21 protein-coding genes are annotated in these 26,867 nt (G+C 71.0%); 9 read left to right on the top strand and 12 right to left on the bottom strand.

Going from position 1 to position 26,867, the window contains the following annotated elements:
- The 8 genes from ACWGR4_RS44620 to mce all read right to left on the bottom strand — a co-directional run.
- Positions 1-1,264, bottom strand: a 1,264-nt coding sequence (locus ACWGR4_RS44620) for a sensor histidine kinase (protein WP_452134327.1), incomplete at its 3' end; no start/stop codon positions are given.
- Between the two features lie 169 nt (positions 1,265-1,433).
- On the bottom strand, positions 1,434-2,414 hold the full coding sequence (locus ACWGR4_RS44615; RefSeq protein ID WP_452134002.1) for an ABC transporter permease subunit: 981 nt from the start codon (positions 2,412-2,414) through the stop codon (positions 1,434-1,436).
- A gap of 3 nt (positions 2,415-2,417) precedes the next feature.
- Positions 2,418-3,518 carry an ABC transporter ATP-binding protein gene (locus ACWGR4_RS44610; protein ID WP_379995028.1) on the bottom strand — a complete coding sequence of 367 codons (1,101 nt, stop codon included), beginning with the start codon at positions 3,516-3,518 and terminating at the stop codon, positions 2,418-2,420.
- A gap of 178 nt (positions 3,519-3,696) precedes the next feature.
- Positions 3,697-5,301, bottom strand: a complete 1,605-nt coding sequence (locus tag ACWGR4_RS44605; RefSeq protein WP_452134001.1) for an AI-2E family transporter — start codon at positions 5,299-5,301, stop codon at positions 3,697-3,699.
- A gap of 187 nt (positions 5,302-5,488) precedes the next feature.
- Complete coding sequence (locus ACWGR4_RS44600; protein ID WP_020555437.1) at positions 5,489-6,430, bottom strand: coiled-coil domain-containing protein; 942 nt, start codon at positions 6,428-6,430, stop codon at positions 5,489-5,491.
- 109 nt (positions 6,431-6,539) lie between these two features.
- On the bottom strand, positions 6,540-11,297 hold the full coding sequence (locus tag ACWGR4_RS44595; RefSeq protein ID WP_452133131.1) for a hypothetical protein: 4,758 nt from the start codon (positions 11,295-11,297) through the stop codon (positions 6,540-6,542).
- Positions 11,298-11,435: 138 nt separating this feature from the next.
- Entirely contained in the window at positions 11,436-12,773 is a 1,338-nt protein-coding gene (gene ccrA, locus ACWGR4_RS44590; RefSeq protein WP_379995034.1) for a crotonyl-CoA carboxylase/reductase, read from the bottom strand.
- Between the two features lie 337 nt (positions 12,774-13,110).
- Positions 13,111-13,548, bottom strand: a complete 438-nt coding sequence (gene mce / locus ACWGR4_RS44585) for a methylmalonyl-CoA epimerase (protein WP_379997255.1) — start codon at positions 13,546-13,548, stop codon at positions 13,111-13,113.
- Positions 13,549-13,807: 259 nt separating this feature from the next.
- On the opposite strand from mce, the gene ACWGR4_RS44580 reads away from it, so the two are divergent.
- Together ACWGR4_RS44580 and meaB are read left to right on the top strand one after the other, a co-directional pair.
- The gene (locus tag ACWGR4_RS44580) at positions 13,808-14,995 is read left to right on the top strand and encodes an acetyl-CoA C-acetyltransferase (protein ID WP_452133132.1); all 1,188 of its coding nucleotides are present in this window, start codon (positions 13,808-13,810) and stop codon (positions 14,993-14,995) included.
- 196 nt (positions 14,996-15,191) lie between these two features.
- Positions 15,192-16,142 carry a methylmalonyl Co-A mutase-associated GTPase MeaB gene (gene meaB, locus ACWGR4_RS44575; RefSeq protein ID WP_452133133.1) on the top strand — a complete coding sequence of 317 codons (951 nt, stop codon included), beginning with the start codon at positions 15,192-15,194 and terminating at the stop codon, positions 16,140-16,142.
- Positions 16,143-16,558: 416 nt separating this feature from the next.
- On the opposite strand, the gene ACWGR4_RS44570 is transcribed toward meaB, so the two are convergent.
- Positions 16,559-17,068: a MarR family winged helix-turn-helix transcriptional regulator gene (locus tag ACWGR4_RS44570; protein WP_452133134.1), complete on the bottom strand. Its 510-nt coding sequence runs from the start codon at positions 17,066-17,068 to the stop codon at positions 16,559-16,561.
- 115 nt (positions 17,069-17,183) lie between these two features.
- Between ACWGR4_RS44570 and ACWGR4_RS44565 the strand changes: the two genes are divergently transcribed.
- The 4 genes from ACWGR4_RS44565 to ACWGR4_RS44550 all read left to right on the top strand — a co-directional run bounded on the left by ACWGR4_RS44565 (position 17,184) and on the right by ACWGR4_RS44550 (position 20,404).
- Positions 17,184-17,771, top strand: a complete 588-nt coding sequence (locus ACWGR4_RS44565; protein ID WP_452133135.1) for a MarR family winged helix-turn-helix transcriptional regulator — start codon at positions 17,184-17,186, stop codon at positions 17,769-17,771.
- A gap of 67 nt (positions 17,772-17,838) precedes the next feature.
- The gene (locus ACWGR4_RS44560) at positions 17,839-18,165 is read left to right on the top strand and encodes a DUF3817 domain-containing protein (protein ID WP_452133136.1); all 327 of its coding nucleotides are present in this window, start codon (positions 17,839-17,841) and stop codon (positions 18,163-18,165) included.
- A 49-nt stretch (positions 18,166-18,214) separates the two neighbouring features.
- Positions 18,215-18,532 carry a DUF3817 domain-containing protein gene (locus tag ACWGR4_RS44555; RefSeq protein WP_452133137.1) on the top strand — a complete coding sequence of 106 codons (318 nt, stop codon included), beginning with the start codon at positions 18,215-18,217 and terminating at the stop codon, positions 18,530-18,532.
- 255 nt (positions 18,533-18,787) lie between these two features.
- Positions 18,788-20,404: an acyl-CoA mutase large subunit family protein gene (locus tag ACWGR4_RS44550; protein WP_452134328.1), complete on the top strand. Its 1,617-nt coding sequence runs from the start codon at positions 18,788-18,790 to the stop codon at positions 20,402-20,404.
- Positions 20,405-20,698: 294 nt separating this feature from the next.
- Here ACWGR4_RS44550 and ACWGR4_RS44545 read toward each other — a convergent pair whose 3' ends face one another.
- Positions 20,699-21,340, bottom strand: a complete 642-nt coding sequence (locus tag ACWGR4_RS44545) for a TetR/AcrR family transcriptional regulator (protein WP_452133138.1) — start codon at positions 21,338-21,340, stop codon at positions 20,699-20,701.
- Between the two features lie 305 nt (positions 21,341-21,645).
- Here ACWGR4_RS44545 and ACWGR4_RS44540 point away from each other — a divergent pair, with 305 nt between their 5' ends.
- The 3 genes from ACWGR4_RS44540 to ACWGR4_RS44530 all read left to right on the top strand — a co-directional run bounded on the left by ACWGR4_RS44540 (position 21,646) and on the right by ACWGR4_RS44530 (position 25,596).
- Positions 21,646-22,605 carry a tetratricopeptide repeat protein gene (locus ACWGR4_RS44540; RefSeq protein ID WP_126637273.1) on the top strand — a complete coding sequence of 320 codons (960 nt, stop codon included), beginning with the start codon at positions 21,646-21,648 and terminating at the stop codon, positions 22,603-22,605.
- 548 nt (positions 22,606-23,153) lie between these two features.
- The gene (locus ACWGR4_RS44535; protein WP_380040347.1) at positions 23,154-23,777 is read left to right on the top strand and encodes a DUF6230 family protein; all 624 of its coding nucleotides are present in this window, start codon (positions 23,154-23,156) and stop codon (positions 23,775-23,777) included.
- Between the two features lie 76 nt (positions 23,778-23,853).
- Positions 23,854-25,596 carry a DUF6114 domain-containing protein gene (locus ACWGR4_RS44530; RefSeq protein ID WP_452133139.1) on the top strand — a complete coding sequence of 581 codons (1,743 nt, stop codon included), beginning with the start codon at positions 23,854-23,856 and terminating at the stop codon, positions 25,594-25,596.
- Positions 25,597-25,701: 105 nt separating this feature from the next.
- Here the strand turns inward: ACWGR4_RS44530 and ACWGR4_RS44525 are convergent, their stop codons facing one another.
- Both ACWGR4_RS44525 and ACWGR4_RS44520 read right to left on the bottom strand, forming a co-directional pair.
- On the bottom strand, positions 25,702-26,445 hold the full coding sequence (locus ACWGR4_RS44525) for an SUKH-3 domain-containing protein (RefSeq protein WP_452131652.1): 744 nt from the start codon (positions 26,443-26,445) through the stop codon (positions 25,702-25,704).
- Complete coding sequence (locus tag ACWGR4_RS44520) at positions 26,442-26,864, bottom strand: YwqJ-related putative deaminase (protein WP_379995057.1); 423 nt, start codon at positions 26,862-26,864, stop codon at positions 26,442-26,444. Before ACWGR4_RS44520 ends, ACWGR4_RS44525 begins: the two co-directional genes overlap by 4 nt.
- Between the last annotated feature and the right edge of the window lie 3 nt (positions 26,865-26,867).

The raw sequence follows: 26,867 nt of genomic DNA, 5'->3' as shown, positions 1-26,867 counted from the left end.
CGGCCGGCGCGGTGCCGGCCGGCGCGGGCGCCTCCGTCGCGGGCAACGCGAGCCGGGCCGCGCCGGGCGGGATGGCCCGGGCGCCGGGCGTCACGCCGGGGATGGCCATCCGGTCCCGCTCGCGCTCCTGCTCGCGGTCGCGCTCGGCGGAGAACTCGGCGGGCGAGGGCCCCAGGCCGTGGAAGGTCGAGGCGGGGATCACCACGACGGCGCTCAGGCCACCCTGCGGGCGGGGCCGCAACTGCACCCTGATCCCGTGCCGTCGGGCCAGCCGGCCCACCACGAACACGCCCAGGCCGCCGGCGCCGCCGGCCGCCTCCTCCTCGGTGCTGTCCCGCTCGATCTGCGAGTTCAACTCGGTGAGCCGGTCCGCCGGTACGCCGATCCCGTTGTCGTCCACCGACAACACGACCTCGCCGTTCTCCAGCGTCCAGCCGCCGATCTCCACCCGGGACTCCGGCGCCGAGTAGGCGGCGGCGTTCTCCAGCAGTTCGGCCAGCAGGTGGCCCACGTCGTCGGCGGCGCGCCCGAGCACCTCGACGCGCGGCACGTGGCCGACGTCGATCCGCTCGTAGCGCTCGATCTCCGAGACACCGGCGCGGACCACGTCCAGGAGTGGGATCGCCGGTCGCCGGCCGCGCCGTTCGTCCGCGTCCGCGAGGACCAGCAGGTTCTCGCTGTTGCGGCGCATCCGGGTGGCCAGGTGGTCGAGCCGGAACAGGTCCTGCAGGCGCTGCGGTTCGTCCTCGCCGTGTTCCAGCTTCTCGATCAGGTCCAGTTGGCGCTCGACCAGGGTCAGCGTGCGCATCGACAGGTTGACGAACACGTCGTGCACCCGGCCGCGCATCAGTGTTTCCTCGTCGGCGAGCGCCGCCCGCCCGCGCAACAGCTCGGTGTGCTCCGCCTCGAGCCGGGCGCGTTCGGCCTCCAGGCGGGCGCTCTCCGCGGCCTGACGTACGGTCAACTCACGAAGTCGGGCGATGCGCTGCTCGGCGACCCGATGCCGCAACCACGCGGCGATCGAGGACAGCGCGACGGCGGTGGTCAGCAGCGTGCCCGCGAGGGCCGACTCCCACAACGTGTCGGTGTCGCCCAGCAGGACGACGGCGGTCGCGATCCCCGCCAACGCGAAGACGGCCGCCGCGGAACCGAACCCGGCGGCCGGTCCGCCGGCCGTGCGCCGGCTCCGGTGAACGGGTTCCGGAACGCGTACGGGTGCCGCGTCCGCCGCGTCGGGTGTTCCTGGATCCCCCTGCCCATACATGAGACGTGAGCATATCGTCGGACCCTCTTTTGATGTGGTTTCCGAAGCTACGCGAGTCGGCCCGAAAACGGCCGAAAAGGCCCCGCCCGGCACATGTCGGGTGAGACCTTTTCGGTATACGGAGCAACTTTTTTGACGATCGGTCAGGCAAATGCCCCAACCGACCCGATCACACGTCGCGCGAGCGCAGCCGGATCCCGCCGGCGATCAGCACGATCGCCGCGTAGGCCGCGATCAGCAACAGCGAGGGCCACGGCCCCGGGCCGCCTTCCCCGTCGCTGCCGCCGATCAGCTTGCCCAGCGCGAACATCGGCGAATACTCCATGACCTTCGAGCCCACCGAGTGCGGCAGGAACGGCCCGATGATCATCGGCAGCAGGATGGCGCCCATCAGCGCGGTGATCGCGCCCGCCGAGTGCCGCAGCAGCACCCCGAGCCCGAGCCCGAACAGACCGATCACGGCCAGGTAGAGCGAACTGCCGACGACGCTGCGGAGCAGGTCCACCTCGGCGGTGGAGTCGCCGATCCTGGAGGTGAACATCGCCTTGCCGAGCACCGCGGTGATCCCGATCGTGACCAGACCGACCACGAACATCAGGCCCGCGAACACCACGCCCTTGGCGACCAGCACCTGGATGCGGCGCGGGTACGCGGTCAGCGTGGTGCGGATCATCCCCGTCGTGTACTCGGCGGAGATGGTCAGCACGCCCAGCGTCGCGGCGGCGAGCTGGGCGATGATCACGCCGATCAGCGAGATGCTGACGTAGTCGTCGTCGGGCTTCGGGTTGGCCAGCCCGGCGATCAGCATGCCCAGGCCCAGGATCAGCGCGACCATCACGATCAGGGTCCACACCGTGGAGCGCACCGTGCGGATCTTGGTCCACTCGGACAGCAACACCCGGCCGAAGCCCGCGTTGCCACCGCCGATGTTGCCGCCGACGTGCGCGGGGTGACCGGCCTGCTGCCCGGGCGGGAACTGCTGACCGGGCATCTGCTGCGCGTGCGGCTGCTGCGGCTGCATTTGCTGAGCGGGCAGTTGCTGCCCCGGCGCCTGCTGTGCCTGCATGTGCTGGTGCATCGGGGCCGGTTGGCCCTGCGGGAGCAGGTGCGGCGGGCCCTGGGGCATCGGGGGCGGAGTGTTCTGTGCCATCGCTCAGCCCTCGCTTCCGTTGGATCGCGGCATGGACGGGGACGGGGCGCCGGCGGGCGCGCCCCACGGGGCGCCGGGCGCGCCCTGCTGCGCATACCCGGGCGGCGGACCGGCGAACTGCGGGCCGCCCTGCTGCGGGTATCCGGGCGGCGGCGCCGCTCCGGGCGGACCCCACCCCGGCGGCGGACCGCCCGGCAGGCCCGCGCGGTACTCCACGCTGTGCTGGGTCATCCGCATGTAGACCTCTTCGAGCGAGTCGAAGCGCGGCGACAACTCGTGCAGCGCGATGCCGTGTTCGGCGGCGAGGTCACCGATCACCACGGGCGACAGCTCGTGCACCCGGAACGAGCCGGCCACCGCCTGGTCGGGCGTGACCGTGGCGCCCTTGCCCTGGAGCAGCGCGTTGAGCTTCTCCGCCTGCGGCGAGCGCACCACGGTGAACGACTGCGAGTTCGTCTCGATGAAGTCGCGCATCGAGGTGTCGGCAATCATCCGGCCCTGACCGATCACGATCAGGTGGTCCGCCGTCACCTCCATCTCGCTCATCAGGTGACTGGAGACGAAGACGGTGCGACCCTCCGAGGCCAACTGCTTCATCAGGTTGCGGATCCACAGGATGCCCTCGGGGTCGAGCCCGTTGACCGGCTCGTCGAACATCAGGATCCCGGGATCGCCGAGCAGCGCCGAGGCGATGCCGAGCCGCTGGCCCATGCCGAGCGAGAAGCCCCCCGCGCGCTTCTTGGCGACCTGGGTCAGGCCGACCATCCCGAGCACCTCGTCGACGCGACGGTTCGGGATGCCGTTGCTCTGCGCGAGACACAGCAGGTGGTTGTACGCGGTCCGGCCACCGTGCATCGCCTTGGCGTCCAGGAGTGCGCCCATTTCCCGCAGCGGGGCCTGGACGTGGTCGTACGGGCGGCCGTTGACCGTGACGTTGCCCCCGGTCGGCGTGTCAAGGCCGAGGATCATCCGCATGGTGGTCGATTTGCCGGCCCCGTTGGGGCCGAGGAAGCCGGTCACCGAGCCCGGACGCACTTGGAAGGAAAGCTGATCCACCGCCAGCTTGTTTCCGTAGCGTTTGGTGAGCCCTCTTGCTTCGATCATCTGTTGCCGCACTCCCAGGAAGACTTCGGGGGGATGGTGCCGGACCGACTCTGGTGCCGACCGGGCTTCGAGCTTAGGCCCGAACCCCCGCTGCCGACGGCCGCCGTACGACGGGCCCGCGCTGGGACATGGGTTCGAGGGAAGTCCCGCAAGTCATCCCAGAGGACGATTGACAAGCTCAGGCCTGGTTCTGGCGAGGCGTGACCACTTCGCGCAGAATGAGCAGAACGGCCGCCGCGATCGGAATCGCGAGCAGCGCCCCGGTCACCCCGAGCAGCGCGCCGCCCACCAGAGCCGCGATCACGGTGATCGCCGGCGGCACGTTCACCGCGCGGTTCATCACGCGCGGATAGATCAGATAGTTCTCGAACTGCTGGTAGGCCAGGAAGAAGATCACGCAGGTGAGCGCCTTGCCGGGGGAGTCGAAGAAGACCACCACCGACACCACCGCCGCGCCCACCGTGGCGCCGATCATCGGGATCAGGTCGGTGATCGCGATCACCAGGGCCAGCGGCAGCGCGTAGTCGTTGCCCAGGATCATCAGGAAGATGAACGAGGACAGGCCCGCGCAGGTGGCCACGATCAGCGCGCCGTTCACGTAGCCGCCGATCCCGGACAGGATCTCGTCGCCGAGCAGCCGCACCCGGGCCCGGCGCGACCTCGGGAACAGGTTGTACAGGTGCTCCTTGATGCTGGGCAGCGCGCCCAGGAAGTACAGCGTCAGGACGATCACGGTGAGCGTGTCGAACACCGACGTCAGCACCATCTTCCCGAAGCCCCACAAACCGCCCGCCACGTTCTCCGCCGTGTTGGCGTTGGCGGCCCAGTCCTTGGCCCGGTTCACCAGGTCGTACTTCTCGTCCAGCTGCCGGAATCTCTCGTTGTTGCGCAGCTCGGTGAGGCTGTCGGGAATCGAGTTGATCAGGCTCGACGTCTGCTCGACCAGCGGCTGGGCGATCGCGGTGACGAAGGCCGCGGCGAAGACGACGAACCCGAACGCGACGGTGCACACCGCCCAGCGTCGGGGCATGCCGCGCTTTTCGAGGCGTTCGACGAACGGGTTCAGCCCCGCGGCCAGGAAGAACGAGATCAGGATGATGATCAGGACGTGCTGAATGCCCATCACGGCCCGGGCCAGGAACCACGCGGTGATCAGGCCGAGTCCGCCGATGAAGCCGATGTAGAACGGCGAGGAACGGTGCAGCGGGCGACCCGGCTCGCCGAACCGCGAGCCGACGCCGGTCCACGGCTGGACCCGGGTGGGGGCCTTGGCGTCGTCGGGGACGGGGGAGGGTACGCCGGGGGCGGTCGGCGCGCCGGGTTCGGCCGCCGGGCCGGGTTCGGCCGTCGCGATCTGGGCGGGCACCCGGGCGGGGGCGGCGTCGGTGCTCTTGCCGGCCGGTTGGTCGCCGACCGACGCGTCGCCGGAGGCCGGCGCCCCCGCCGGGTCGGCGGTGCCGGTTGTACGCCCCGCGTCTGTCGTCGTGTCGACCGTGCCGCCGGTACCGCCCCCACCCGGGGTCGCTACGTCGGCCGCCGTGCCTGCGGTACCGCTCGGGCGCGGTGCGGTCGTCCCGTCGATGGTGCCGCCGCTGTCGCTACCGCCCGGGGTTGCCTCGTCCGCCGTGCTCCCCGTTGGCGTGCCGCCCGGGGTCGGTGCGGCGGCTGTCGTGCCCCCGTCCGCGCTCGGCGCGGTCGCCGGCGATCCCGTGGATGTTCCGTCCCCGGCCGGTGTCGGCTTCCCCGGTCTGCGGCGCGGTCGGATGTTGCCCAGTCGACCCATGGCCCCGTACTCCTCGTCCCCTGCCCGGGCCGTCGGCGGCCCGGATCCGGATGTGCCCTGCCGACGCGTCCGGGATCACGTCATGAAAAATGCGGCCGGGCGGCGGACGGGTCCCCATGGAACCCGTCCGCCGCCCGGCCGCCGAAGCCGGCCGAAATACCAGTTGCCGATGCCCCGCCGAGGCGCGTCAGCGGCTCTGCTGAGCCGGCACACCCGGCATCTTGTCGTCGTCGTCATCGATGCTGACACCCGCGGCGGCGACGGCCGCGCCGGTGAGCGTGGCCAGCATCTCCCGCACGTTGGTCAGCTGCGCGTTGATGCTGTCGCGGCGGTGGGTCAGCGCGGCCAGCTCGCGCTCGGACTCCGAGCGGATCCGGTCGGCCTTGGCCCGCGCGTCGGCCACGATGTCGTCGGCCTGGCGCTGCGCGGTCTCGATCGTCTGACGCGAGCGGCGCTCGGCGTCGGTACGCAGCTTCTCGGCCTCCAGGCGCAGCTGTTCGGCCCGGTGCTCGACCTCGGACAGCCGCTTCTCGGCCTTGGCCTGACGGGCCGCCAGGTCGCGCTCGGACTGCTCGCGGCGCTTGGCCAGGTTCGTCTCGAAGTCGGCGGCGGCCTGGGCGGCCTTGGCCCGGGTCTCCTCGAAGAGGGCCTCGGCCTCCTCGCGCTTGGCCGACGCGTCCTTGGCCGCCTCGCCACGCAGCTGCGCGGCGTCGCTCTTGGCCTTGTCGAGGATCCGCGAACCCTCGTCCTCGGCCTTGGCCTTGCGCTCCTTGCCGTACTGCTCGGCGTCGGAACGGACCTGCTGCGCGGCGGCCTCGGCCAACTCGCGGTGCTGATCGGCGGCGCGGCGGGCCTCCTCGCGCAGGTCCTTGGCCTCTTCCTCGGCGAGGCGGAGGATCTTCTCCACCCGTGCGCCGAGGCCCGCGTAGGACGGTTCGGCGTCGGCGAGTTGGGCCTGCGCGTTCTGGCTTTCGAGGTGCAGTTCCTCGATCCGCTTCTCCAGCGCCGAGATCCTCGCGAGCGCGCTGTCACGGTCCGACACGAGCTTCGTGATGCGGTCGTCGACCTGCGAACGCTCGTACCCACGACGGACGATGTCGAAGCCGTGCGGAGAGTTAGTGTCGCTCATGGGGTTCCTGTCGTATGACGGGTGCGGTGAATGAGGTGACGGGTGGAATCCTGGCACGAATCGGGCGGAGCATCGACCTGACCGGGAGATAAGAACCGGCCGGCATCGCTCAATCGGATGACGACGAACCGGAGCCCTTCGCCGCGGGGCCCTTGCCCGACGAGGAGTTGCCCTTGCCGGCCCCGAGGCCCGCGGGCGCGGCGAGCGCGTCCAATACGCCCTGCACGCGCGACATCTCGGCGGTGATGTCCTTGCGTCTGCGGTTCAACTCGTCGAGTTTGCGCTGTCCGTCGGCGCGGTGACGGTCGGCTTCCTTACGCGCCTCGGTGCGCAGTCGCTCCGCCTCCTTCCGCGCCTCGTCGAGAACCTTCTCGGCGTCCGCGGCGGTCTTGCGACGGACCGCCTGCGCCTCCCGCTGGGCGGCGGCCACCTGTTCGGCCACCTTCGCCCGCAGGTCGTCCGCGCCCTTCTGGGCGTCGGCGAGCCGCTGTTCCGCTTCCGAGAGCAGCGCCTCGGCCTTCTTCACCGCGGCAATACGTACCCTATCCGCCTCGGAACCGGCCTTGTCGCGAATCCGCTCGGCTTCCTCGGCCGCGGCCACCTTCATCTTCTCGGCGTCCACGCGGGCCTCGCTCACCTGTTCCTCCGCGGCGGCCACCAGGTCGTCGACCCGCTTGCCCGCCTGCTTCAGACCCTCCGCGGCCTGCCGGCGGGCACGTTCGACGACCTGCTCGGCCTCGCGGTCGGAACGCTCGCGCGTGGCGGTGGTGTCGCGCCGGGTCTCGCCGATCATCGCGTCGGAGTCCTGGCGCGCCTTCTCTATCACCGCGGTCGCCTCGGCGCGCAGGCGTTCGTCCTCCGCCTCGGCCTCGGCGATCAGCAGGTTCGCCGCCTCGGTCGCCTCGGCGACGCGCTTCTCGGCCTTGCGCTCGGCGGTGCCGACGATCTCGGTGGCCCGGCCCTTGGCCCGAACCAGCAGCTCCTCGGCGTCGTTCGTGGCCCGCTCCAGCTCGGCGCGGGCCTGCTCGCGCAGTTGCGCCGCGGCCTCCTCGGCCTCGCGCAGCTCCTTGTTCGCCGCCTCGCGGCCGGCCGTACGGGTCTTCTCCGCCTCGCGGTCGGAGTCGGACTTCATCCGGTCGGCGTGCTTGCGCGCGGCGGTGACCGTGGCGTCGGCCTCCGCGCGGGCCCGGACCAGCGTGGTCTCCGCGTCGTCGCGGGCCTTGGCCAGGTCGCGTTCGGCGAGCGCGGTGAGCCGGTCCGACTCCTCCCGGGCGGCGTCCTCGATGCCCACCACCGCGGCGCGTACCGCCTCGGCCTCGGCCTGCGCCTCGGCGACCGCGCGGGCCGCGTCCTCCTTGGCCAACCGGGCCTGGGTGGTGGCGCTCTCCAGCAGGTCGGTGCCCCGCGCCTCGGCCTTCTCCAGCAACTCGCGGGCCCGCGCCTTGGTGCGATCGCGCAATTCGGCCGCCTCGTCGCGCGCCTCCTCCAGCGCCTGGGCGCCCTGGGTACGCAGCCGGAGCGCCTCGGCCTCGGCCTCCTCGCGCAACCGCGTGGCCTCGGTGTCGGCCTGCTCCAGCCGGCTCAGCGCGGCCGTCTCGGCCTCGTCGCGCATCCGCTCCGCGTCCGCGGTCGCCGCCTCCAGCGCGGCGGCGGCCTCCTCGCGCAGCGTGGTCGCCTCGGCGTTCGCCGAGGCCAGCGTCGCGGTCGCCTCGGTGTGCAGGCGCTGCGCCTCGCTGCGCGCCGCCTCCAGCGCCTCGGCGGCCTCCCGGCGCAGCGTCCCGGCCGCCTGCTCGGCGTCGGCGCGCACCTGTTCGGCATCGCGCTCTGCACGCTCCAACAGCGCGCGGGCGGCGGTCTGCGCCTCGGACCGGGCCCGGTCCGCGTCGGTCTCGCCCTGGGTGCGCATCGTGTCCGCGTCGGCCTTGGCCGCGGCCAGCGCGGCGGTGGCCTCCTGGCGCAGCGCGCGCGCCTCGCCGTCGGCCTGCTCCAGGATGCCGAGCGCGGTCTCCTCGCCCTCGGCCCGCATCCGCGCGGCGTCCTTCTCGGCCTTGTCCAGCGCGGCGCGCACGGTCGCGGCGGTCTCGGTGCGCAGCGTGTGCGCGGCGGCCTCCGCCTCGGTGCGCATGCGCTCGGCCTCGGCGTCGGCCTGCTCAAGCACCGAACGCGCGGTCTCGGTGGTCTCCTCGCGCAGCGTGCGGGCGGCCGTCTCGGCCTCCGTGCGCATGCGCTCGGCCTCCTCGTCGGCCTGCTCCAGGACCGAACGCGCGGTCTCGGTGGTCTTCTCGCGCAGCGCCTGAGCGGCGGCCTCCGCCTCGGTGCGCATCCGGGTCGCGTCGGTGTCGGCCGCGGCCAACCGGGCACGGGCCTGCTCGGTGCTCTCCTCGCGCAGGGCCGCCGCCGCGCTCTCCGAACTCTCGCGCAGCGCTCGCGCGGTCTGCTCGGTCTCCTCGCGCAACGCGCGGGTCTCGGCTTCCGTCCGCTCGCGCAGCGCATGGGTCTCGGCCTCGGTCCGCTCGCGCAGCGCGCGGGTCTCGGCCTCCGCCTCCTCGCGCATCGAGGACGCGTCGCGGCGCGCGGCCGAACGCATCTGGTCGGCCTCCTCGCGCGAGTCGGCGAGGGTCTTCTCCGCCTCGGTACGCGCGTCGGTGAGCGCCTTGTCGGCCTCGCGGCGCGAGTCGGTGCGGACCTTCTCGGCCTCTTCCCGGGCCTTGCCGATCAGTTCGTCGGCCTTGACCGCGGCCGACTGGGTACGGGCGCCCGCCTCGGCGCGAGCGCGCTCCATCGTGGCCTCGGCGTCGGCCCGGGCCCGATCCAGCGCGGCCTCGGCATCGGCGGCCGACTGCTCGGCCCGGGCCCGCAGTTCCTCGGTCCGGGTGTGCAACTCGGCGGCCTGCCGCTCCGCTTCGGCGCGCATCGCCTCGGCCCGGGCCTGGGCCTGATCGCGCAGCTCGGCCGCGGCCAGCTCGGCGGAGCGGATCAGCTCCTCGGCGGCGCGGTTCGCGTCGGCGCCCGCCTTCTGCGCCTCCGCCCGGGCCTTGGCCACCAGTTCCTCGGCCTCGGCGTGCGAACGACCGGCGTTCTCGGCGGCCTCGGTACGCACCCGCTCGGCCTCGGCGCGAGCCGCCTCGACCCGCTCCGCCGCCTGCGCCGCGGACTCCTCGCGCAGCTGCTCGGCGGCGGCCGCGGCCTCGCTGCGCAGGGTCTGCGCCTCGATCCGGGCGCGCTCCAACTCCTCGGCGGCCTCGGCCTGTTGGAGCTTGGTCATCTCGCGCAGGCGATGTGTGTCCGCGATCGCCTTCTCGCGCAGCTTGCCGGAGTCGGCGCGGGCCGCCTCGAGCAGTTCCTCCGCACTCTCGGCCGCCTGGGCACGCACCTGCTCGGCGTATTCGCGCGCCTCGTGCGCCAACCGGTCACTGGACACGCGGGTGCGCGTCTCGACCGCCTCGGCGTCGGTTTGGGCCCGGGCGCGCAACTCGTCGGCCTCGGTGCGGGCCTCGCTCTGTACCCGCTCGGCCTCGGATCGGGACTTGGCCATCAGGTCGTCGGCGGCCCGCGCGGCGGTCTCCAGGCGCTCGGCCGCGCCGGCCTCGGCGTTGGTGAGCAACTGCTGTGCCTCGGCCCGCAGTCGGTCCACCTCCTGCCGGCGGCGCTCGATCTCCGCGCGCGCCCCGGCCTCCAACTCGTCGACCCGGGCCAGGGTTTCCTCGCGGGCGGTGTCCAACTCGGCGCGGGTGTCGGTACGCAGTGCCTCGGCCTCGGCACGGGCCTCGTCGCGCAGCCGGTCCGCCTCGGCGATCGCCTCGGCGCGCAGCCGCTCGGCGGCGCCGCGGGCCTCGGCGGTGAGCTTGTCCGCCTCGGCGCGGGCCTTGGCCAGATGTGCCTCGGCGTCGGTCGCGGCCTTGCCGAGCTTCTCGCCCGCCTCGGCCTCGGCGCCCTGGAGCAGTCGTTGGGCCTCCGCCTGGCGGCGGTCCGCCTCGCCGGCCGCCTCGGCCCGCAGCCGTTCGATCTCGAACTGGGCAGATTCGAGCAGTTTCGCGGTGTTCTCGGACGCGCCCTGGGCGCGGGCGCCGGCCTCGCCGGTGACCCGCTCGGCCTCGGCCCGGGCCTCGCCGATGATTCGGGCGGCCTCCACCCGGGCGTCGCCGACCAGGCTCTCCGCGCGGGTGCGGGTCTCGGTGCGCAACTGCTCGGACTGGTCCACGGCCGCGCTCGCCCGGGCCTTGGCCTCGGCGACCACCCGATCCGCGTCGCTCTGCGCACGCGAGAGCAGCGACTCGACCTCGGCGCGCGTGCTCTCGTTGGTGCCCGCCGCCTGCTCGCGGGCGGCGGCGGCCACCCGCTCGGCCTCGGCGCGGGCGTTGTCCAGGAGTTGGCGGGCGCGCTCCTCGGCCTGGGCGCGCAACTGCTCGGCCCACGCGACGTTCTCGTTGACCCGGGCCTCGGTGGCCTGGCGTGCCTGGGCCAGTTCCTCGTCCAGGCGCCGGCGGCGCTCCATGACCTCGGCCTGCCACTCGGCTTCGAGCCGGGCGGAGCGGGCGGCGGCCTCCTGGAGCAGGCGCTGGGTGGTCGCGCGCGACTCCTGCAACTCGCGCTCGGCATCGGCGCGGACCTGGTCGGCCTGCAGTTGCGCGTTGCGCAACATCTGCTCGGCCTGGCCGCCGATGCTGTCGAATCGGGGTGTGGCGAGCTGGCGGCGAAGGTCATGCAGCTTCGCGCGGAGAACCTCGACCTGATAGCCGAGGTCCTCCGCGTGGGCGACGGTGTCGTCGCGCTCCTTCTTCAGCCGCTTGATCTCGTCGTCGAGCTGTTCGAGGTGCTCGTCGACTTGGTAGCGGTCGTAGCCCCGCACTGTGGGGTCCCACTCCATCCCCTGGCCGCGTACGTTTCAGTACTGCAAATCGGCCGTTTCCGACCGGTTGGTGACGAAACGACCCCGACAACCATCCGGAACCGCCCGTACCGCATTGACTACCAGGGAGAATGGTCTCAGATCCAGGGACCGCCGTCAGACGTTACGAAAGCGGTTGATGGCGTCGATATGCCGCGCGCGCATCTCGACGTCCCGAACCCCCAGGCCCTCCTCCGGTGCGAGACACAGTACGCCCACCTTGCCCTGGTGCAGGTTCCGGTGGACGTCCCGGGCCGCCTGACCCGTCTCTTCCAGAGCGTAGGTGCGCGACAACGTCGGGTGAATCCTACCCTTCGCCACGAGCCGGTTGGCCTCCCATGCCTCCCGATAGTTGGCGAAGTGCGAGCCGACGATCCGCTTCAGGCTCATCCACAGATAGCGGTTGTCGTATTCGTGCATGTAGCCCGACGTCGAGGCGCAGGTCACGATGGTGCCGCCCTTGCGGGTGACATAGACCGAGGCGCCGAACGTCTCGCGGCCCGGGTGCTCGAAGACGATGTCCACGTCCTCGCCGCCGGTGAGTTCGCGGATGCGCTTGCCGAACCGGTTCCACTCGCGGGTGTCCTGGGTGTGCTCGTCCTTCCAGAAGCGGAAGTCCTCGGCCCGCCGGTCGATCACCAACTCGGCGCCCATGTCCCGGCACAGCTGCGCCTTGTCCTCGGAGGACACCACGCAGATCGGCGTCGCGCCGCCGGCCAGGGCGAACTGGGTCGCGTACGAGCCCAGGCCGCCGGAGGCGCCCCAGATGAGCACGTTGTCGCCCTGCTTCATGCCCGCGCCGTTGCGTGAGACGAGCTGGCGGTACGCCGTCGAGTTGACCAGGCCCGGCGAGGCGGCCTCTTCCCACGACAGGTGCGCCGGCTTCGGCATCAGCTGGTTGCTCTTGACCAGGGCGATCTGGGCGAGGCCGCCGAAGTTGGTCTCGAAGCCCCAGATCCGCTGCTCGGGGTCGAGCATGGTGTCGGCGTGCCCGTCGGGGCTCTCCAACTCGACGGACAGGCAGTGCGCGACCACCTCGTCGCCGGGCTTCCAGGCGTTGACGCCCGCGCCGGTGCGCAGGACCACGCCCGCGAGGTCGGAGCCGACCACGTGGTACGGCAGATCGTGCCGCTTGGACAGGTCGGATGCGCGGCCGTACTTCTCCAGGAAACGGAACGTGGAGACCGGCTCGAAGAGCGAGGTCCACACGGTGTTGTAGTTGATCGCACTGGCCATCACGGCGACGAGGGCTTCGCCGGGGCCGAGTTCGGGCAGCGGCACGTCGTCGACGTGCAGCGACTGGCGCGGATCCTTGTCCCGCGATTCCACGCCCTCGAACATCGTCTCCTCGTCCTTGTGGACGGTGACGGCGCGGTACGAGTCGGGAAGCGGGAGCGCTGCGTACGCCTCCTTGGGGGTGTCCCCCGCGAGGATGGCGTCGAGGATCTCCTTCATCGTCGGCCTCCATGGGTCGGCGGTTGAAGCATGAGAAACATGAGGGATTGCCGAGCTTCGCTGAACTTACTCGCTGGTAACGCTAGGCGTTCGGCATAAAAGCGACAAGGGGCGAAGTCACAGGAACTGCGCCGCCGCTTTGACGATCTGTCTGTTGACGAGCCGCCGGCTCCGCGGGATGGCGCGGCCGGTCGGGCGCCGCCGCGGGATGCCGCAGGTCGGCGCGCTGTCGTGCGCTGTCACGTATGGTCGCGCGCGGTCGCGCGCTGTGTGCGAGTGGCCGCGTGATGTCGCGGGCCGGATGCCGGGCCCGGTGGTCGACGCCGGGCCCGGTGGCTCAGTGCTCCGTGTCGGGCGCGGCCGAGGTCACCAGCTCGGTGAGCACGCCGTGACAGTCCTTGGGGTGCAGGAACGTGATGCGCGAACCCATCGAACCACGCCGGGGCTCGTCGTACAGCACCCGGACGCCCTTGGCTCCGATCGCCGCCGCGTCCCCGTCCACGTCGGCGGTGCCGAACGCGATGTGGTGCACACCCTCGCCGTTCTTGGCCAGCCACTTGCCGACCGCGGAGTCCTCGCGGATCGGCTCCAGGAGCTGGAGGTAGGACGCGCCGCCGTCCGAGGTCTCGTTGATCTTGAGCATCGCCTCGCGGACGCCCTGCTCCTCGTTGATCTCGGTGTGGAACACCTCGAATCCGTAGGTCGTTGTGTAGAAGTCCACCGTCTCGTCGAGGTTGTGACAGGCGATGCCGATGTGATCGATACGCGTGAGCACCATGGCCTCCCGAGGCCGTCGAGAAATGCGGGTTACCTGCGAGTAGATACCCGACCCTTCGTCACGAGACTATGGGCGAGAGCACACCCGATTCGTGCCGGGCGTGAGGGTGGGTTCCGTCACATCGGGGCCCCCTGCACCGGTCGGCGCCCTTCCGGGTAGGTTCCGGAACAACTTCACGTCCGTCGCGGGGATGCCGCACGTCGCCCGGCCCGCCCGGCGATGGCACCCCGACCATAAAGTTGTGGAGGCCACCCTCATGGCCGGTTCTGTCATCGTCGCCGGGGCCCGTACCCCCGTGGGTCGACTGCTCGGCTCCCTCAAGGGCTTCTCCGGCACCGACCTCGGCGCCATCGCGATCAAGTCCGCGCTCGAGCGCGCGGGCGTCACCGGGGACCAGGTCCAGTACGTGATCATGGGCCAGGTGCTCCAGGCGGGCGCCGGTCAGATGCCGGCCCGACAGGCGTCGGTCAAGGCCGGCATCCCGATGAACGTGCCCTCCCTCACCGTCAACAAGGTCTGTCTCTCCGGCCTGGACGCGATCGCGCTGGCCGACCAGCTGATCCGCGCGGGCGAGTTCGACATCGTGGTCGCGGGCGGCATGGAGTCGATGACCAACGCCCCGCACCTGCTGCCCAAGTCGCGCGAGGGCTTCAAGTACGGCGCGGTGGAGATGCTCGACGCCATGGCCTACGACGGCCTCACCGACGCGTTCGACAACATCCCGATGGGCGAGTCGACCGAGCACCACAACACGAAGCTGGACATCTCGCGCGAGGAGCAGGACGCGGTGGGCGCGCTCTCCCACCAGCGCGCCGCTGCCGCCGCGAAGAACGGGATCTTCGACGCCGAGATCGTGCCGGTGGAGATTCCGCAGCGCCGGGGCGAGCCGGTCGTGTTCGCCGCCGACGAGGGCATCCGCCCGGACACCACCGCCGAGTCGCTGGGCAAGCTGCGTCCGGCGTTCAGCAAGGACGGCACGATCACCGCGGGTACGTCCTCGCAGATCTCCGACGGCGCCGCCGCGGTCGTGGTGATGAGCAAGGCCAAGGCCGAGGAGCTGGGCCTGGAGTGGCTGGCCGAGATCGGCGCGCACGGCAACGTGGCGGGCCCGGACAACTCGCTCCAGTCGCAGCCCTCGAACGCGATCAAGCACGCGCTGGGCAAGCAGGGCCTGACCGTCGACGACCTGGATCTGATCGAGATCAACGAGGCTTTCGCGGCGGTGGCCGTGCAGTCGATGCGCGACCTCGGGGTGAGCACGGACAAGGTCAACGTCAACGGCGGCGCGATCGCGCTCGGCCACCCGATCGGCATGTCCGGCGCCCGCGTGGTGCTGCACCTGGCGCTGGAGCTCAAGCGCCGCGGCGGCGGCACGGGTGCGGCGGCGCTGTGCGGTGGCGGTGGCCAGGGCGACGCGCTGATCCTCACCGTCCCGGGCGCCTGAGCCGGTTCGGTTCGGACCGGTCCACAAGCGTGAACCGGTCCGGATCGTACGGCTGAGCGACCGTACGGTTTCGTGTGATCGATCCACCTGAAACGATCTCGCAGTCGCGGGGCGCGCACTGCGGTGTGACGGCTCGCCGACTGCGGGGTCGTTTCGGCATATCCGAGCAGGGAAGCGGTGGCGCATGAGGTCGGGGATGGATGTCGCGACGTTGGTGGCCCAGGCCCGGGAGGGCAAGCCGCGGGCGGTGGCCCGGTTGATCTCGATGGTCGAGGACGCCTCGCCGCGGCTGCGTGAGGTGATGGCCGCGCTCGCGCCGCTGACCGGCAACGCCTACGTGATCGGGCTGACCGGCTCGCCCGGGGTGGGCAAGTCGACCTCCACGACCGCGCTGGTGAGCGCGTACCGCCGGCTGGGTCGGCGGGTCGGCGTGCTCGCGGTGGACCCGTCCTCGCCGTTCTCGGGCGGCGCGCTGCTCGGGGACCGGGTGCGGATGCAGGACCATGCGACCGACCCGGGCGTATACATCCGCTCGATGGCCTCGCGCGGGCACCTCGGCGGGCTGGCCTGGTCCACGCCGCAGGCGCTGCGCGTGCTGGACGCGGCGGGGTGCGACGTGGTGATCGTGGAGACGGTGGGGGTCGGCCAGTCGGAGGTGGAGATCGCCTCGATGGCGGACAGCACCGTGGTGCTGTTGGCGCCGGGCATGGGCGACGGGATCCAGGCGGCCAAGGCCGGGATCCTGGAGATCGGCGACCTGTACGTGGTGAACAAGGCGGACCGGGACGGTGCGGCGACGACCGCGCGTGAACTCGGCCACATGCTCTCGCTCGGCCAGGCGCGGGGGCCGGGGGACTGGCGTCCGCCGATCGTCAAGACCGTGGCCTCGCGCGGGGAGGGTGTGGACGAGGTGGTCGAGGCGCTGGAGAAGCACCGGGCCTGGATGGAGGCGGGCGGCGAACTGCGGCTGCGGCGTCGGCGGCGGGTGGCGGACGAGGTGGAGGCGATCGCGGTCACCGCACTGCGGGCTCGGATCGGCGACCTGCGGGGTGGGCGGCGGTTGGAGGAACTGGCCGACCACGTGCTGTCCGGGTCCATGGACCCGTATTCGGCCGCGGACGAACTGATCACGGGGCTGGGAGCCTAGCGGCTTCGCTGTTCGCGTGGTGGGCCCGGTTCGACTTGCCGTCCTCAAACGCCGGACGGGCTGGGTTGCTTCGGTCCGGCGCGCGGGCTGCGGTTTCGCTGTTCGCGTGGTGGGCCCGGTCCGGCTCGCCGTCCTCGAACGCCGGACGGGCTGGGGTTGCTTCGGTCCGGCGCGCGGGCTGCGGTTTCGCTGTTCGCGTCGTGGGCCCGGGTCGGCTTGCCGTCCTCGAACGCCGGACGGGCTGGGGTGGTCGGGCGGGCTCGTGGGCTGCGGTGCGGTTGACCGCAGCTCAAGCAGGGGAGCCGAGCAAATTCAGCCCGTCCGGCGTTTGAGGACGGTCGGCCGAGTTGGGTCGACACAGGCGTCAGCCTGTCCCGCGTTTGAGGACGGTCGGCACGAGTGCGTCGACACAGGCGTCAGCCTGTCCCGCATTCTTCTGTGGAGGGGCAGACCGCGGCGCGGGCGGCGGGGCGCAGGTGTGCGGCCACCGCGCCGAACGCTTCGCCGACCACCTGTTTTTGGGCGGGCGTCATGACGTCCATCAGGTGCTCGCGGACGCTCTCGACGTGCGTGGGCGCGGCGGCCCGGAGCGCGTCCCAGCCCTCCTCGGTGAGCACCGCGTAGGCCCCGCGACGGTCCGTCGGGCAGTTGCGGCGCGCGACCAGGCCCGCGTTCTCCATCCGGGTCATCTGGTGCGAGAGCCGGCTCTTGGACTGCTGGGTCGCCTCGGCCAGATCGCTCAGCCGCACCTCCTGCCGCGGGTGCTCCGAGATCTGCACCAGGATCTGGTAGTCGTGCAGGGACAGGCCGTGCGTGCGCTGGAGTTCGCGTTCCAGCCGCGCCGGCAGCATGTTGATCACGGCGATGATCTGGCGCCAGACGTGCTGGTCTTCATCGCTCAGCCATCTGGGCTCGGCATCGGTCATGAACCAAGAATACCGGAGTTAGTTGAAACTTGAATGACCCTTTGGTTGCCGCGCGTCGTGCACACGCTGTGAGACGGCCACGTGACCGATCGGTAACCTCCACTACGCTCGGCGCGTGCCGAAGCCACTGAACCTTCCCTTCGATCCGATCACGCGTGCCGACGAGCACTGGCGAGAGCACTGGGGCGAGTGCCCGCCGATGGTCGCCATTACCTCGATCATGCGTGCCCAGCAGATTCTGCTCGCGGGCGCCGACGCGGTGCTCAAGCCGTACGGCCTGACTTTCGCCCGCTATGAGGCCCTGGTCCTGCTCACCTTCAGTCGGACCGGCTCGCTGCCGCTGTCCCGGATCGGCGAGCGCCTGATGGTGCACCCGACGAGTGTGACCAACACGATCGACCGCCTGGAGCAGGCCGAGTTGGTCGCGCGTCGGCCGAACCCGCGCGACGGTCGGGGCGTACTCGCGGTGATCACGGACAAGGGCCGCGACGTCACCGAGCGGGCCACCCGGGACCTGACCGCGCGCGAGTTCGGGCTCGGCGCGTACACCGCCGAGCAGTGCGCCCAGCTGTTCGACCTGCTACGGGTGTTGCGGGTGGACGCCGGCGACTTCGTGGTCGAGGCGGAGGCGAAGGACGAGGCAAAGGACGAGGGCACGACGGGGGAGGGGGCGGATTCGGGGACCCCGGTGCCGGCGACGTAAGCTGCATGCGCCATTGTGAAAAGCGGTCGACGACCACGTCGAGCCCGCCGTTACCGAAGGTGCTGCCGTGAAGCCTGCCGTATTGACCCGCTACCGAGTGATGGCCTGGATCACCGGGTGCATGCTCCTGGTCCTGTGCCTGTGCATGGTCCTGAAGTACGGGTTCGACACCGGCGAGAAGGCGACGCTCTACGTCAGCCAGGCACACGGTCTGTTCTACATGATCTACCTCGTCGTAACCTTCGACCTCAGCAGCAAGATGAAGTGGAAGTTCGAGCGCATGCTGCTGATGATGCTCGCAGGCACCGTTCCGCTCGCGTCGTTCTACGCCGAGCGCAAGGCCGTCGAGGCGGTCCACGAGCGCGGCCTCGCCACCGCTCCCGCCGGCGCCTGAGCCGCTCGCAGTCAGCCCGTTCCGTACCCGCTTCCCCCCGAGGATCCCCATGCTTTCCACCGCCTCCGGCCGCTTCAAGGTGATCTCGATCGCCGAGGGTTGTTCGTTCCTGATCCTGCTCGTCTTCGGCTCGCTGCTGAGCCGGATCTCGGACATCAACCTCGTCATGCCGCTGGGCCTGCTGCACGCGGTCCTGTTCATCCTGTACCTGCTGGCCATGATGGACGTGCGCACCAAGCTGTCGTGGGACAACAAGACCACGCTGCTCGCGTTCGTCGCCGCGATCCCGCCGTTCGGCCCGTTCGTCTTCGACTACAAGATGAAGCACAAGCTGGTCGAGCCGACCGCGGCGCCGGCCACCGCCTGACCGGTCGCCGCCGCGCTCGCGGCACCGCCCACGAAGCCCCCGACACCTCGTCGGGGGCTTCGGCGTTATCGGGGGCGTGGGCATGTTTTCGGGGGTGCTTGGACATTTACTAGGACGTCCTAGTAATTTTTCCGGTGCCGCGCGGGAATGGGTCCTACGACGACGGCATCGGACGGGAGCCACGTGAACACCGAGGACATCGAAGAGGGTCGGCGGCGCTGGCAGGACCGCTACGACAAGGTCCGCAACGACGGCATGCGCCGCACCACGCTTTCCGAACTCGAGGTCGAGCCGGTCTACGGCCCGCCCGCGGACCAGCCCTACGCCGGCTTCGAGCGGATCGGCTGGCCGGGCGAATTTCCGTACACCCGCGGCCTGTACGCGACCGGCTACCGAGGCCGGGCGTGGACCATCCGGCAGTTCGCCGGCTTCGGCAACGCGGAACAGACCAACGAGCGCTACCGGATGATCCTGGCGGCCGGCGGCGGCGGGCTCTCCGTCGCCTTCGACATGCCGACCCTGATGGGCCGGGACAGCGACGACGAGCGCTCGCTCGGCGAGGTCGGGCACTGCGGCGTCGCGGTGGACTCGGCGGCCGACATGGACGTGCTCTTCCGTGACATCCCGCTGGGCGACGTGACCACGTCGATGACCATTTCCGGGCCGGCGGTGCCCGCGTTTTGCATGTACCTGGTCGCGGCCGAGCGGCAGGGCGTGGACATCGGCACGCTCAACGGCACGCTGCAGACCGACATCTACAAGGAATACATCGCGCAGAAGGAGTGGCTGTTCGCGCCCGAGCCGCACCTGCGGTTGATCGGCGACCTGATGGAGTACTGCGCCGAGAAGATCCCGGCGTACAAGCCGCTGTCGGTGTCCGGGTACCACATCCGCGAGGCGGGGGCGACGGCTGCGCAGGAGCTGGCGTACACGCTGGCCAACGGGTTCGGCTACGTGGAACTCGGGCTGTCGCGCGGGATGGACGTGGACGTCTTCGGTCCCGGGTTGTCGTTCTTCTTCGACGCGCATGTGGACTTCTTCGAGGAGATCGCCAAGTTCCGCGCGGCGCGTCGGATCTGGGCGCGGTGGATGCGCGACGTGTACGGCGCGAAGACCGCGAAGGCGCAGTGGCTGCGCTTCCACACCCAGACGGCGGGCGTGTCGCTGACCGCGCAGCAGCCGTACAACAACGTGGTGCGCACCGCGGTTGAGGCGCTCGCGGCGGTGCTCGGCGGAACGAACTCGCTGCACACGAACGCGCTGGACGAGACGCTGGCGTTGCCGAGCGCGCAGGCCGCGGAGATCGCGCTGCGCACCCAGCAGGTGCTGATGGAGGAGACCGGCGTCGCGGCGGTGGCCGACCCGCTGGGTGGGTCGTGGTACGTGGAGGCGTTGACGGATCGGCTGGAGGCCGAGGCGGAGGCGACGTTCGCGAAGATCCGCGAGTTGGGCGAGAGTTCGCCGCACCCGATCGGGCCGATGACGTCGGGCATCCTGCGCGGCATCGAGGACGGGTGGTTCACCGGGGAGATCGCCGAGTCGGCGTTCCGCTACCAGCGGGCGGTGGAGAAGGGCGACAAGCGGGTCGTCGGGGTCAACTGCCACGAGGGGTCGGTGACGGGGGACCTGGAGATCATGCGGGTCAGCCACGAGGTCGAGCGGGACCAGGTGGCGATGCTCGGGAAGCGGCGGGGCGCGCGGGATCAGGCTGCGGTGGACTCGGCGCTGGGTGCGATGCGGGATGTTGCGCGGGGGTCGGGGAACCTGGTGCCGCCGATGTTGGCGGCGGCTCGGGTGGAGGCGACGCTCGGGGAGATCTGTGACGTTCTCCGGGAGGAGTGGGGCACGTACACGGAGCCCGCGCGGTTCTGAGCCCGAGCCGGGTGGCCTCAAGCGCCGGCCGGGCTGGGTTTGGCCTCAAACGCCGGCCGGGCTGGGTTTGGTTGGGTGGCCGGGTGGGCTCCTGCGGGAGTCGACCCGGCCTTCGGCCGAGGTGGCCTCAAGCGCCGGCCGGGCTGGGTTTGGTTGGGTTGGCCGGGTGGGCTCCTGGGGGAGTCGACCCGGCCTTCGGCCGAGGTGGCCTCAAGCGCCGGCCGGGCTGGAATTGCTTGGGTGGGTTCCTGGGGGAGTCGACCCGGTCTTGGGTTGGGTTCGGGGGCGGTGGGCTTACGTGGTGGCTGGGAGTAGGCCGGTTACTACGAATGTGGTGAAGCGTTGGACCCAGTTGTCGGAGGCGGGTTCGGCGCTTACCAGGATGTGTTGGACCACCGTGCCGGCGATTACGTCGAAGATCAGGTCTACGTCTATGTCGCCCGGGGCGGTGATTTCGCCTCTGGCTTCGGCTCGGGCCCTGCCTTCTGTGACCAGGCGTTTTTGGGGGTCGACGATCTCTTCGCGGATGCGGCGCCGTAGGGCCGGGTCGCTGGTGGAGTCGGCTACCAGGCCCATCAGGGCCGTGCGCATCTCGGGGCGGCCGAGGAGTGCGGCGAAGCGGCGGACCACATCCTCGATGTCCGCGCGTAGATCGGGGCCTCGATCCGGCAGGTGCAGCGTGTCCAGCATCTCCGCGACGGCGGCGATGGCCAAGTCGTGCTTGGAGTGCCAGCGGCGGTACAGCGTGGTCTTGGCCACGCCCGCGCGCGTGGCGACGTCGCCCATGGCCAGCCCCGCCCAGCCGCCCTCGGCGAGGAGTGCGCGCGCCGCGGCCAGGATCGCGTCGTCCGCGGTGGTGCTGCGGGGGCGCCCGATGCGCTGTGGGGGCGCGCCGATCACCCGTCGTTCCGCCGGTTCCGCCGATTCGTCGTGCACGGGCGGTCATGTTACCGGCTGGTACGGTTCCCGGCCGTGATCCGCTTCGGTGGCGCAACTCACATCCGCCATTCGGGATCCTACGGTCGCATTCCGCCCGGCGCTCCCCTTACGCTACGAGCCGTAGCGAATCGCGGTGCCTGGATGGGGATTCGAGCACACGATCGCGACTGACGACCTGTCAAGGGTCGTCGTCCGTCCCGGGGCCCGCATCCTGCGGGGACCGGGACGCGACGGGAACTCGTGCGTGTGCCGGTGGGTCGCCCCGTGCATCGTTCGCCTTGCTCTCGGGGGAAGATGTCTACATGCAGCCACGGAACATGTCCATGCGCGGAGTAGTCGATCTCGGGGCGGTCAAGGCCGCCGCCGACAATGCCGCCAAGCGTGCGGCCGCCCCGGCCGGGAAGCCCGCCGCCGCGGCCGGTGGCCAACGGGTCGTCATCGACGTCACCGAGGCCACCTTCGAGACCGATGTGCTCGCGCTCTCCCAGCAGGCACCCGTCGTGATCGACTTCTGGGCCGAGTGGTGCCAGCCGTGCAAGCAGCTGAGCCCGCTCCTGGAGCGGTTGGCCGAGGAGTACGCCGGCCGCTTCGTGCTCGCCAAGATCGACGTCGACGCCAACCCGCGCCTGGCCCAGGAGTTCGGGATCCAGGGCATCCCCGCCGTGATGGCGGTGCTCGGCGGCCAGCTCGCCCCGCTGTTCCAGGGCGTGGTGCCCGAGCAGCAGGCGCGCCAGGTGCTCGATCAGCTCGTCCAGCTCGGCGAGGAGCGCTTCGGGCTGACCGGCGTGGTGGTCGACGGCGCACCGGCCGAGGCTCCCGACGACGCCGAGTCCGAGGAGGAGCCCCCCGGCGACCCGCTGCTTGCGCCCGCCGACGAGGCGCTGGAGGCCGGCGATCTGGACGGCGCGGCCCAGGCGTTCCGCAACGTGCTCTCCGACCACCCCGCGCACGCCGAGGCCAAGCTCGGCCTGATCAACACCGAACTCCTGCTGCGCACCCAGGGTGTGGACGCGGACAAGGCCCGGGCGGACGCCGCCGAGCACCCGGACGACGTCGCCGTACAGACCCTCGCCGCCGACGTGGACATCCTGGACGGCCGCGCCGACGAGGCGTTCGCCCGACTCGTGGAGACCGTGCGGCGGACCTCGGGCGACGAGCGGAACAAGGCGCGGTTGCACCTGCTGGAGCTGTTCGAGATCGTCGGCGCCGACGACCCCCGGGTGCCGAAGGCGCGCATGGCCCTTGCGGGCGTGCTTTTCTGAGTCTGCGTCAGCGCCGCGGTCCGGCTCCGAGCGCCGCGGTCCGGCTCCGTCGGACACCGGTCCGAGCGGCGTTTCGAGCGCCGTTCCGGCCGCCGGCCGCACTCGCTCGCTTTGTCGATGAAGCCCCGGTCGTTCTCGATTCCGAGAGCGGCCGGGGCGTTGTCTTTACCCATCTTTGACTATGGGTCATTTCCCTCGCCCTGCGTGTCTTTTGGTGACCTCCCGGTGATCCGTTAACGGACTTATCCCGCGAAATCGGATCGGCGGACATGCGTCTCGATACCGCGCTGTGATCCGGTGGCGAGCGGCGTTCGACGGTCCGCGTTACCCGCCGGTAACGAACCTCTTGTGTGCCGACCCGGTCGTGAAAGATGATCGGGCCGCTCGATCCGTGTCCCATTCGCCCCGGCAGCCGGTCGGTGGCGCGGACGCGGACCTCCCCATCCAGGCCGCGCCGGTCCTTCCCGGGACAGGCAGGCCCTCCCTCCATGCCCCGCCACGTGCGGCCCTGGTCCGCATGAGGAGGGGACTCTGTCCCGAGGAGGACCATGGACAAGAAGGTTCAGACGGGTAGCGGCAAGACCCGCTGGAAGCGATTCGGCATCGTGCTCCTGCCGGTCGCGGCGATGACCGTGGGTATGTTCGCGGGCGTCGCGAACGGTGTGGTCCCGGTGAACATCACCGTGGGCGGCGGCAACTTCAAGGTCCGCGCCGACAAGATGGAGGCGACGGACTTCTCCCAGTTCGGGGACTTCCTCAAGCGGAACAAGGGCGCCGACGTGCCGGTCGCGACCGCCGCGATCGGACACGCCGACATCACCAACCTCTGTCAGTCGGTCAAGGGGCCGTTCGGCATCGTGCTTCGGATCGAGGCCGGCGGCAAGGGCACCAAGGCCGAGGCCGACAACATGACCCTCTCGATGGACGGCCTCGACGGCGACGCGGTGTTCGAGAACATCGACATCGGCGTCGACGCGTCGACCATGGCCAAGGGCTCGGGGGGCAAGGGTCCGGCCACCATCGGCAACGGCCACCCCACGATGTTCGGCCAGCAGGCCAACAAGGCGACGTTCACCGACGTCAAGCAGTCGGCCTGGCTCGTGCAGGCGGGCCGGTTCTACCTCAAGGACCTCCACCTGGAGGTCGGCGGCGGTAGCAAGGAGTGCTTCTGACGTTCCGTCGGCTGTGGGCGCCTCGTCGTCCACAGCCGGTCAGTCGTATCGAGGCGGCATTCCAGGGAGTTGAACAGTGACCGCAGAACAGCGGCATCCCCATGCGGTCGTGCGCTGCCGGCGCGCGTTTCGGGAGTGGCGATCGGCCCGGCCGTTCTGGGCCGGACTCTTCACCATCCTGGCTGCCGGACCCATCCTGTGGGCCCCGTACGCATCCGTCAGCGCGGGTGACGTCACGGTCAGGCTGACGCAGTTCGGCGGCGTCTCGGCGCTGTTCATCGGCGCCATCCTGATCATGTGTGGAATCGCGCTCTGGTTGACCCCGGCGGCGCGGGTCTACCTCGGGATCTTCGTGATCCTCGTATCGCTCGTGTCCTTCATCGTGGCGACCTTCGGCGGCTTCGGCGTGGGCATGTTGCTCGGCCTCGTCGGTGGCATGCTCGCGACCTCCTGGACGTACAACGAGCCGTCGGACGACGAGGACGACGAGCGCCCCGGTGACGACGACGCCGGCGACGGACACGACGGCAGCGCCGACTTCGACGACACGCTCGTCGAGGACGGCTTCCTGGCCGACGCGTTGAGCGGGAAGGCCCCCGATGCCTCGGGGGAAGCGTCGACCGGGTCGGAGACCGACCGGCCCGGTGACAAGGCGGCGGGAACGGCCGCACCCAGGGTCACGCTCGCGGTGATCGTGGCCGCGATGGCAGGCGTGGTCGGACTGGTCGGGATCGCGAGCGCGTCGCCCAGCGACCCACTGCCCGAGAACCCGTACGCGGACGGCCCGTGCGCCTCCGCGAGTCCCACCACATCGGCGGGTTCGGCGTCGGCCGCGCCGAGCACGTCGAGCGCGGCGCCGAGCAGTACGGCCGCCACGTCCGCGGGTTCGACCCCCGCCGGCAAGGCGCCGCAGACGCGGTCCGCGGCGGGGCAACCCACTGCGGCGCAGAGCCCGGCGGCCGACCCGAGGGCCGGCACGTCCAAGGCGCCGGAAAGCAGGGAACCGGCTTTCAAGCTGCCCGAGTTGAAGCTGCCGGAGTTGAAACTGCCCGAGTTGACGCTGCCCGGCCTGCCCGGCCTGCCCGGGCTCGGCCTGCCCGGGATCAAGCCGTCCGCGCCGGCGTCGTCCGCGCCGGCGTCGACGGCACCCGCCGCACCCGCCGCGCCGTTGGCGGCCTCGGGCGGCTCGACCTCGGCCTCGGCCACGCCGCCGGCGGCCAAGTCGACGCCCTCCGCTTCGGCGTCGGGCAAACCCTCGACCAAGCCCACGACGACGTCGGCCAAGCCGTCGGCCACGTCGTCGTCGGCCGCGCCGAAGGACGGCAAGTCGCCCTTCCCATGCCCGGTCCAGGGTCCCGTGAACGCCAAGAGCGGCAACGGGATCCCGCCGGTCGCGGTGGACCCCCTCGTCCTCAAGTCCAGCCTGCTGGCCATGGCCGGGCTGAACTACGAGGGCGTGGTCAAGGTCAAAACGCTCACCGGGGTCGAGGAGAACGCGCTCAAGTTCACCGTGTCCAAGGGCATCGACATCTGGAACATGTCCATGACGGTGAAGGAGGAGGGCGGCAAGGACGTCGTCATCTCGTCCGACGAGGGCAGCAAGTCCTGGATGGACGCGGACATCGCGACGACGATGTACGTGAAGTACCTCAAGGGCAACATCTTCGGGATCATCCCGATCACCTTCACGCCCGAGAGCCCGCCGCCGATCAACGTGCCGATCGTCTTCTTCACGAACGTTGAGAGTTCGATGTACGCCCAACTGGGCGGCAAGTTGCACATCCCCGGCTACGGCCTCAACAAGGTCAACGTGAAGTAGTCGGGTCGAGTCGATACGAGCGGTCGACGCACCGAACCACCGATGCGCCCCGGAACCCACGCGGTTCCGGGGCGCATCGGCGTGCGGGCCGGTTGATGCCGGGTGCTACGCGTCCACGTGGCGTTCGCGGAACAGGGCCAGGATGTTCTCGGCGGGCAGGCTCGGCCACAGGGTCACCCGGCCGTTGCGGCGGTCGATGATCCACTGGCCGGCGCCGACGTTGGCCATCGGGTCGGGGTCGGCGAAGATCGGCTGGACCAGCCAGCCGTACTCGAACTCGCTCATCACGAAGTCGACCGGCGCGTGCGGACCGCCGCCGACCACGTGCCGTCGAGCCTTGTCCCGGGCCTCGCGCTCGTCGATCGGCTTCGGGGGCAGCGGCTCCCGGGCGGGCGTCAGGTTCAGGCGGGTGGGCCGCCGGCCCTCGATCAGCGCGATCAGCGCGCCGTCGAACGTGTCGGCCACATGCCACAGGTCGCCCCACCACAGGTACACCGCGCCGCGCGGATCCATCGCCAACCGGCCGCGTCCCAGGTCGTATTCGCCGACCGGGGTGAGCGGCCGGCCCAGCGCCGCGCCGTACGCCGCGAGCACGTCGCCCGCGTACAGCCCGACCAGCGGGTCGATCCGGAACGGCATCCGGGACATGTCCGTGCCGGGCCCGTACTGATGCACCGTCATCCCGCCGAACTCCCACAGTGCCTTGATCGCGCTCGGCGGGACATCGATCCCGGCAGTGCCCAACGCCCGGTACCAGCGCAGCAGTTCCTCTTCCGGGATGTGGATGCCGGGCTGCCGGCCGGTGGCCGTCAGCACCTGGGCCACGGCCTCGGGAAAACGATCGCTCATGACGCGGGCACCTCCAGGATCGTCACGCCCAGATCGGCCAGCGCGGGCGCGCAGGACGAACACGGCGGGATCGGCCGCTCGTGCGCGGGGTCGTTCGGCTCGCGCAGCAGGATCGCGGCCAGCGCCGCGCCGCGCAGCAGGTGCCGCATCCGGTCGAGCACCGCCTCGTGGTCGGGGTCGTGCACACCCTCGGCGGCCAACGACGCCTCCGCCTCGACCGCGACCTCGGACAACAACGCCGCGTCCGGGCAACGCCCGTGGAACACCGAGCGCATCGCGGGCTCGGTACGGTCCAGGAGCGCGGTCACGGCCGGGTGCAGGTCCACGAGCGTGGTGTGCGCGCTCACCGCCGTCATCGGCTCCCGGCCGGGGCGCTGCAACGCCGCACCGACGCCGGGCGGCAGCTGATTGTCGAACATCGG

The organism is Embleya sp. NPDC055664, assembly GCF_053618075.1.
This window is presented reverse-complemented; position numbering and strand designations above follow the sequence as displayed.

Excerpts from the sequence above, each read along its gene's own strand:
- ACWGR4_RS44615 (WP_452134002.1), bottom strand. The coding sequence starts at position 2,414 with ATGGCACAGAACACTCCGCCCCCGATGCCCCAGGGCCCGCCGCACCTG.
- ACWGR4_RS44610 (WP_379995028.1), bottom strand. The coding sequence starts at position 3,518 with ATGATCGAAGCAAGAGGGCTCACCAAACGCTACGGAAACAAGCTGGCG.
- ACWGR4_RS44605 (WP_452134001.1), bottom strand. The coding sequence starts at position 5,301 with ATGGGTCGACTGGGCAACATCCGACCGCGCCGCAGACCGGGGAAGCCG.
- ACWGR4_RS44600 (WP_020555437.1), bottom strand. The coding sequence starts at position 6,430 with ATGAGCGACACTAACTCTCCGCACGGCTTCGACATCGTCCGTCGTGGG.
- ACWGR4_RS44595 (WP_452133131.1), bottom strand. The coding sequence starts at position 11,297 with ATGGAGTGGGACCCCACAGTGCGGGGCTACGACCGCTACCAAGTCGAC.
- ccrA (WP_379995034.1), bottom strand. The coding sequence starts at position 12,773 with ATGAAGGAGATCCTCGACGCCATCCTCGCGGGGGACACCCCCAAGGAG.
- ACWGR4_RS44580 (WP_452133132.1), top strand. The coding sequence starts at position 13,808 with ATGGCCGGTTCTGTCATCGTCGCCGGGGCCCGTACCCCCGTGGGTCGA.
- meaB (WP_452133133.1), top strand. The coding sequence starts at position 15,192 with ATGGATGTCGCGACGTTGGTGGCCCAGGCCCGGGAGGGCAAGCCGCGG.
- ACWGR4_RS44570 (WP_452133134.1), bottom strand. The coding sequence starts at position 17,068 with ATGACCGATGCCGAGCCCAGATGGCTGAGCGATGAAGACCAGCACGTC.
- ACWGR4_RS44555 (WP_452133137.1), top strand. The coding sequence starts at position 18,215 with ATGCTTTCCACCGCCTCCGGCCGCTTCAAGGTGATCTCGATCGCCGAG.
- ACWGR4_RS44550 (WP_452134328.1), top strand. The coding sequence starts at position 18,788 with ATGCGCCGCACCACGCTTTCCGAACTCGAGGTCGAGCCGGTCTACGGC.
- ACWGR4_RS44540 (WP_126637273.1), top strand. The coding sequence starts at position 21,646 with ATGCAGCCACGGAACATGTCCATGCGCGGAGTAGTCGATCTCGGGGCG.
- ACWGR4_RS44535 (WP_380040347.1), top strand. The coding sequence starts at position 23,154 with ATGGACAAGAAGGTTCAGACGGGTAGCGGCAAGACCCGCTGGAAGCGA.
- ACWGR4_RS44525 (WP_452131652.1), bottom strand. The coding sequence starts at position 26,445 with ATGAGCGATCGTTTTCCCGAGGCCGTGGCCCAGGTGCTGACGGCCACC.
- ACWGR4_RS44520 (WP_379995057.1), bottom strand. The coding sequence starts at position 26,864 with ATGTTCGACAATCAGCTGCCGCCCGGCGTCGGTGCGGCGTTGCAGCGC.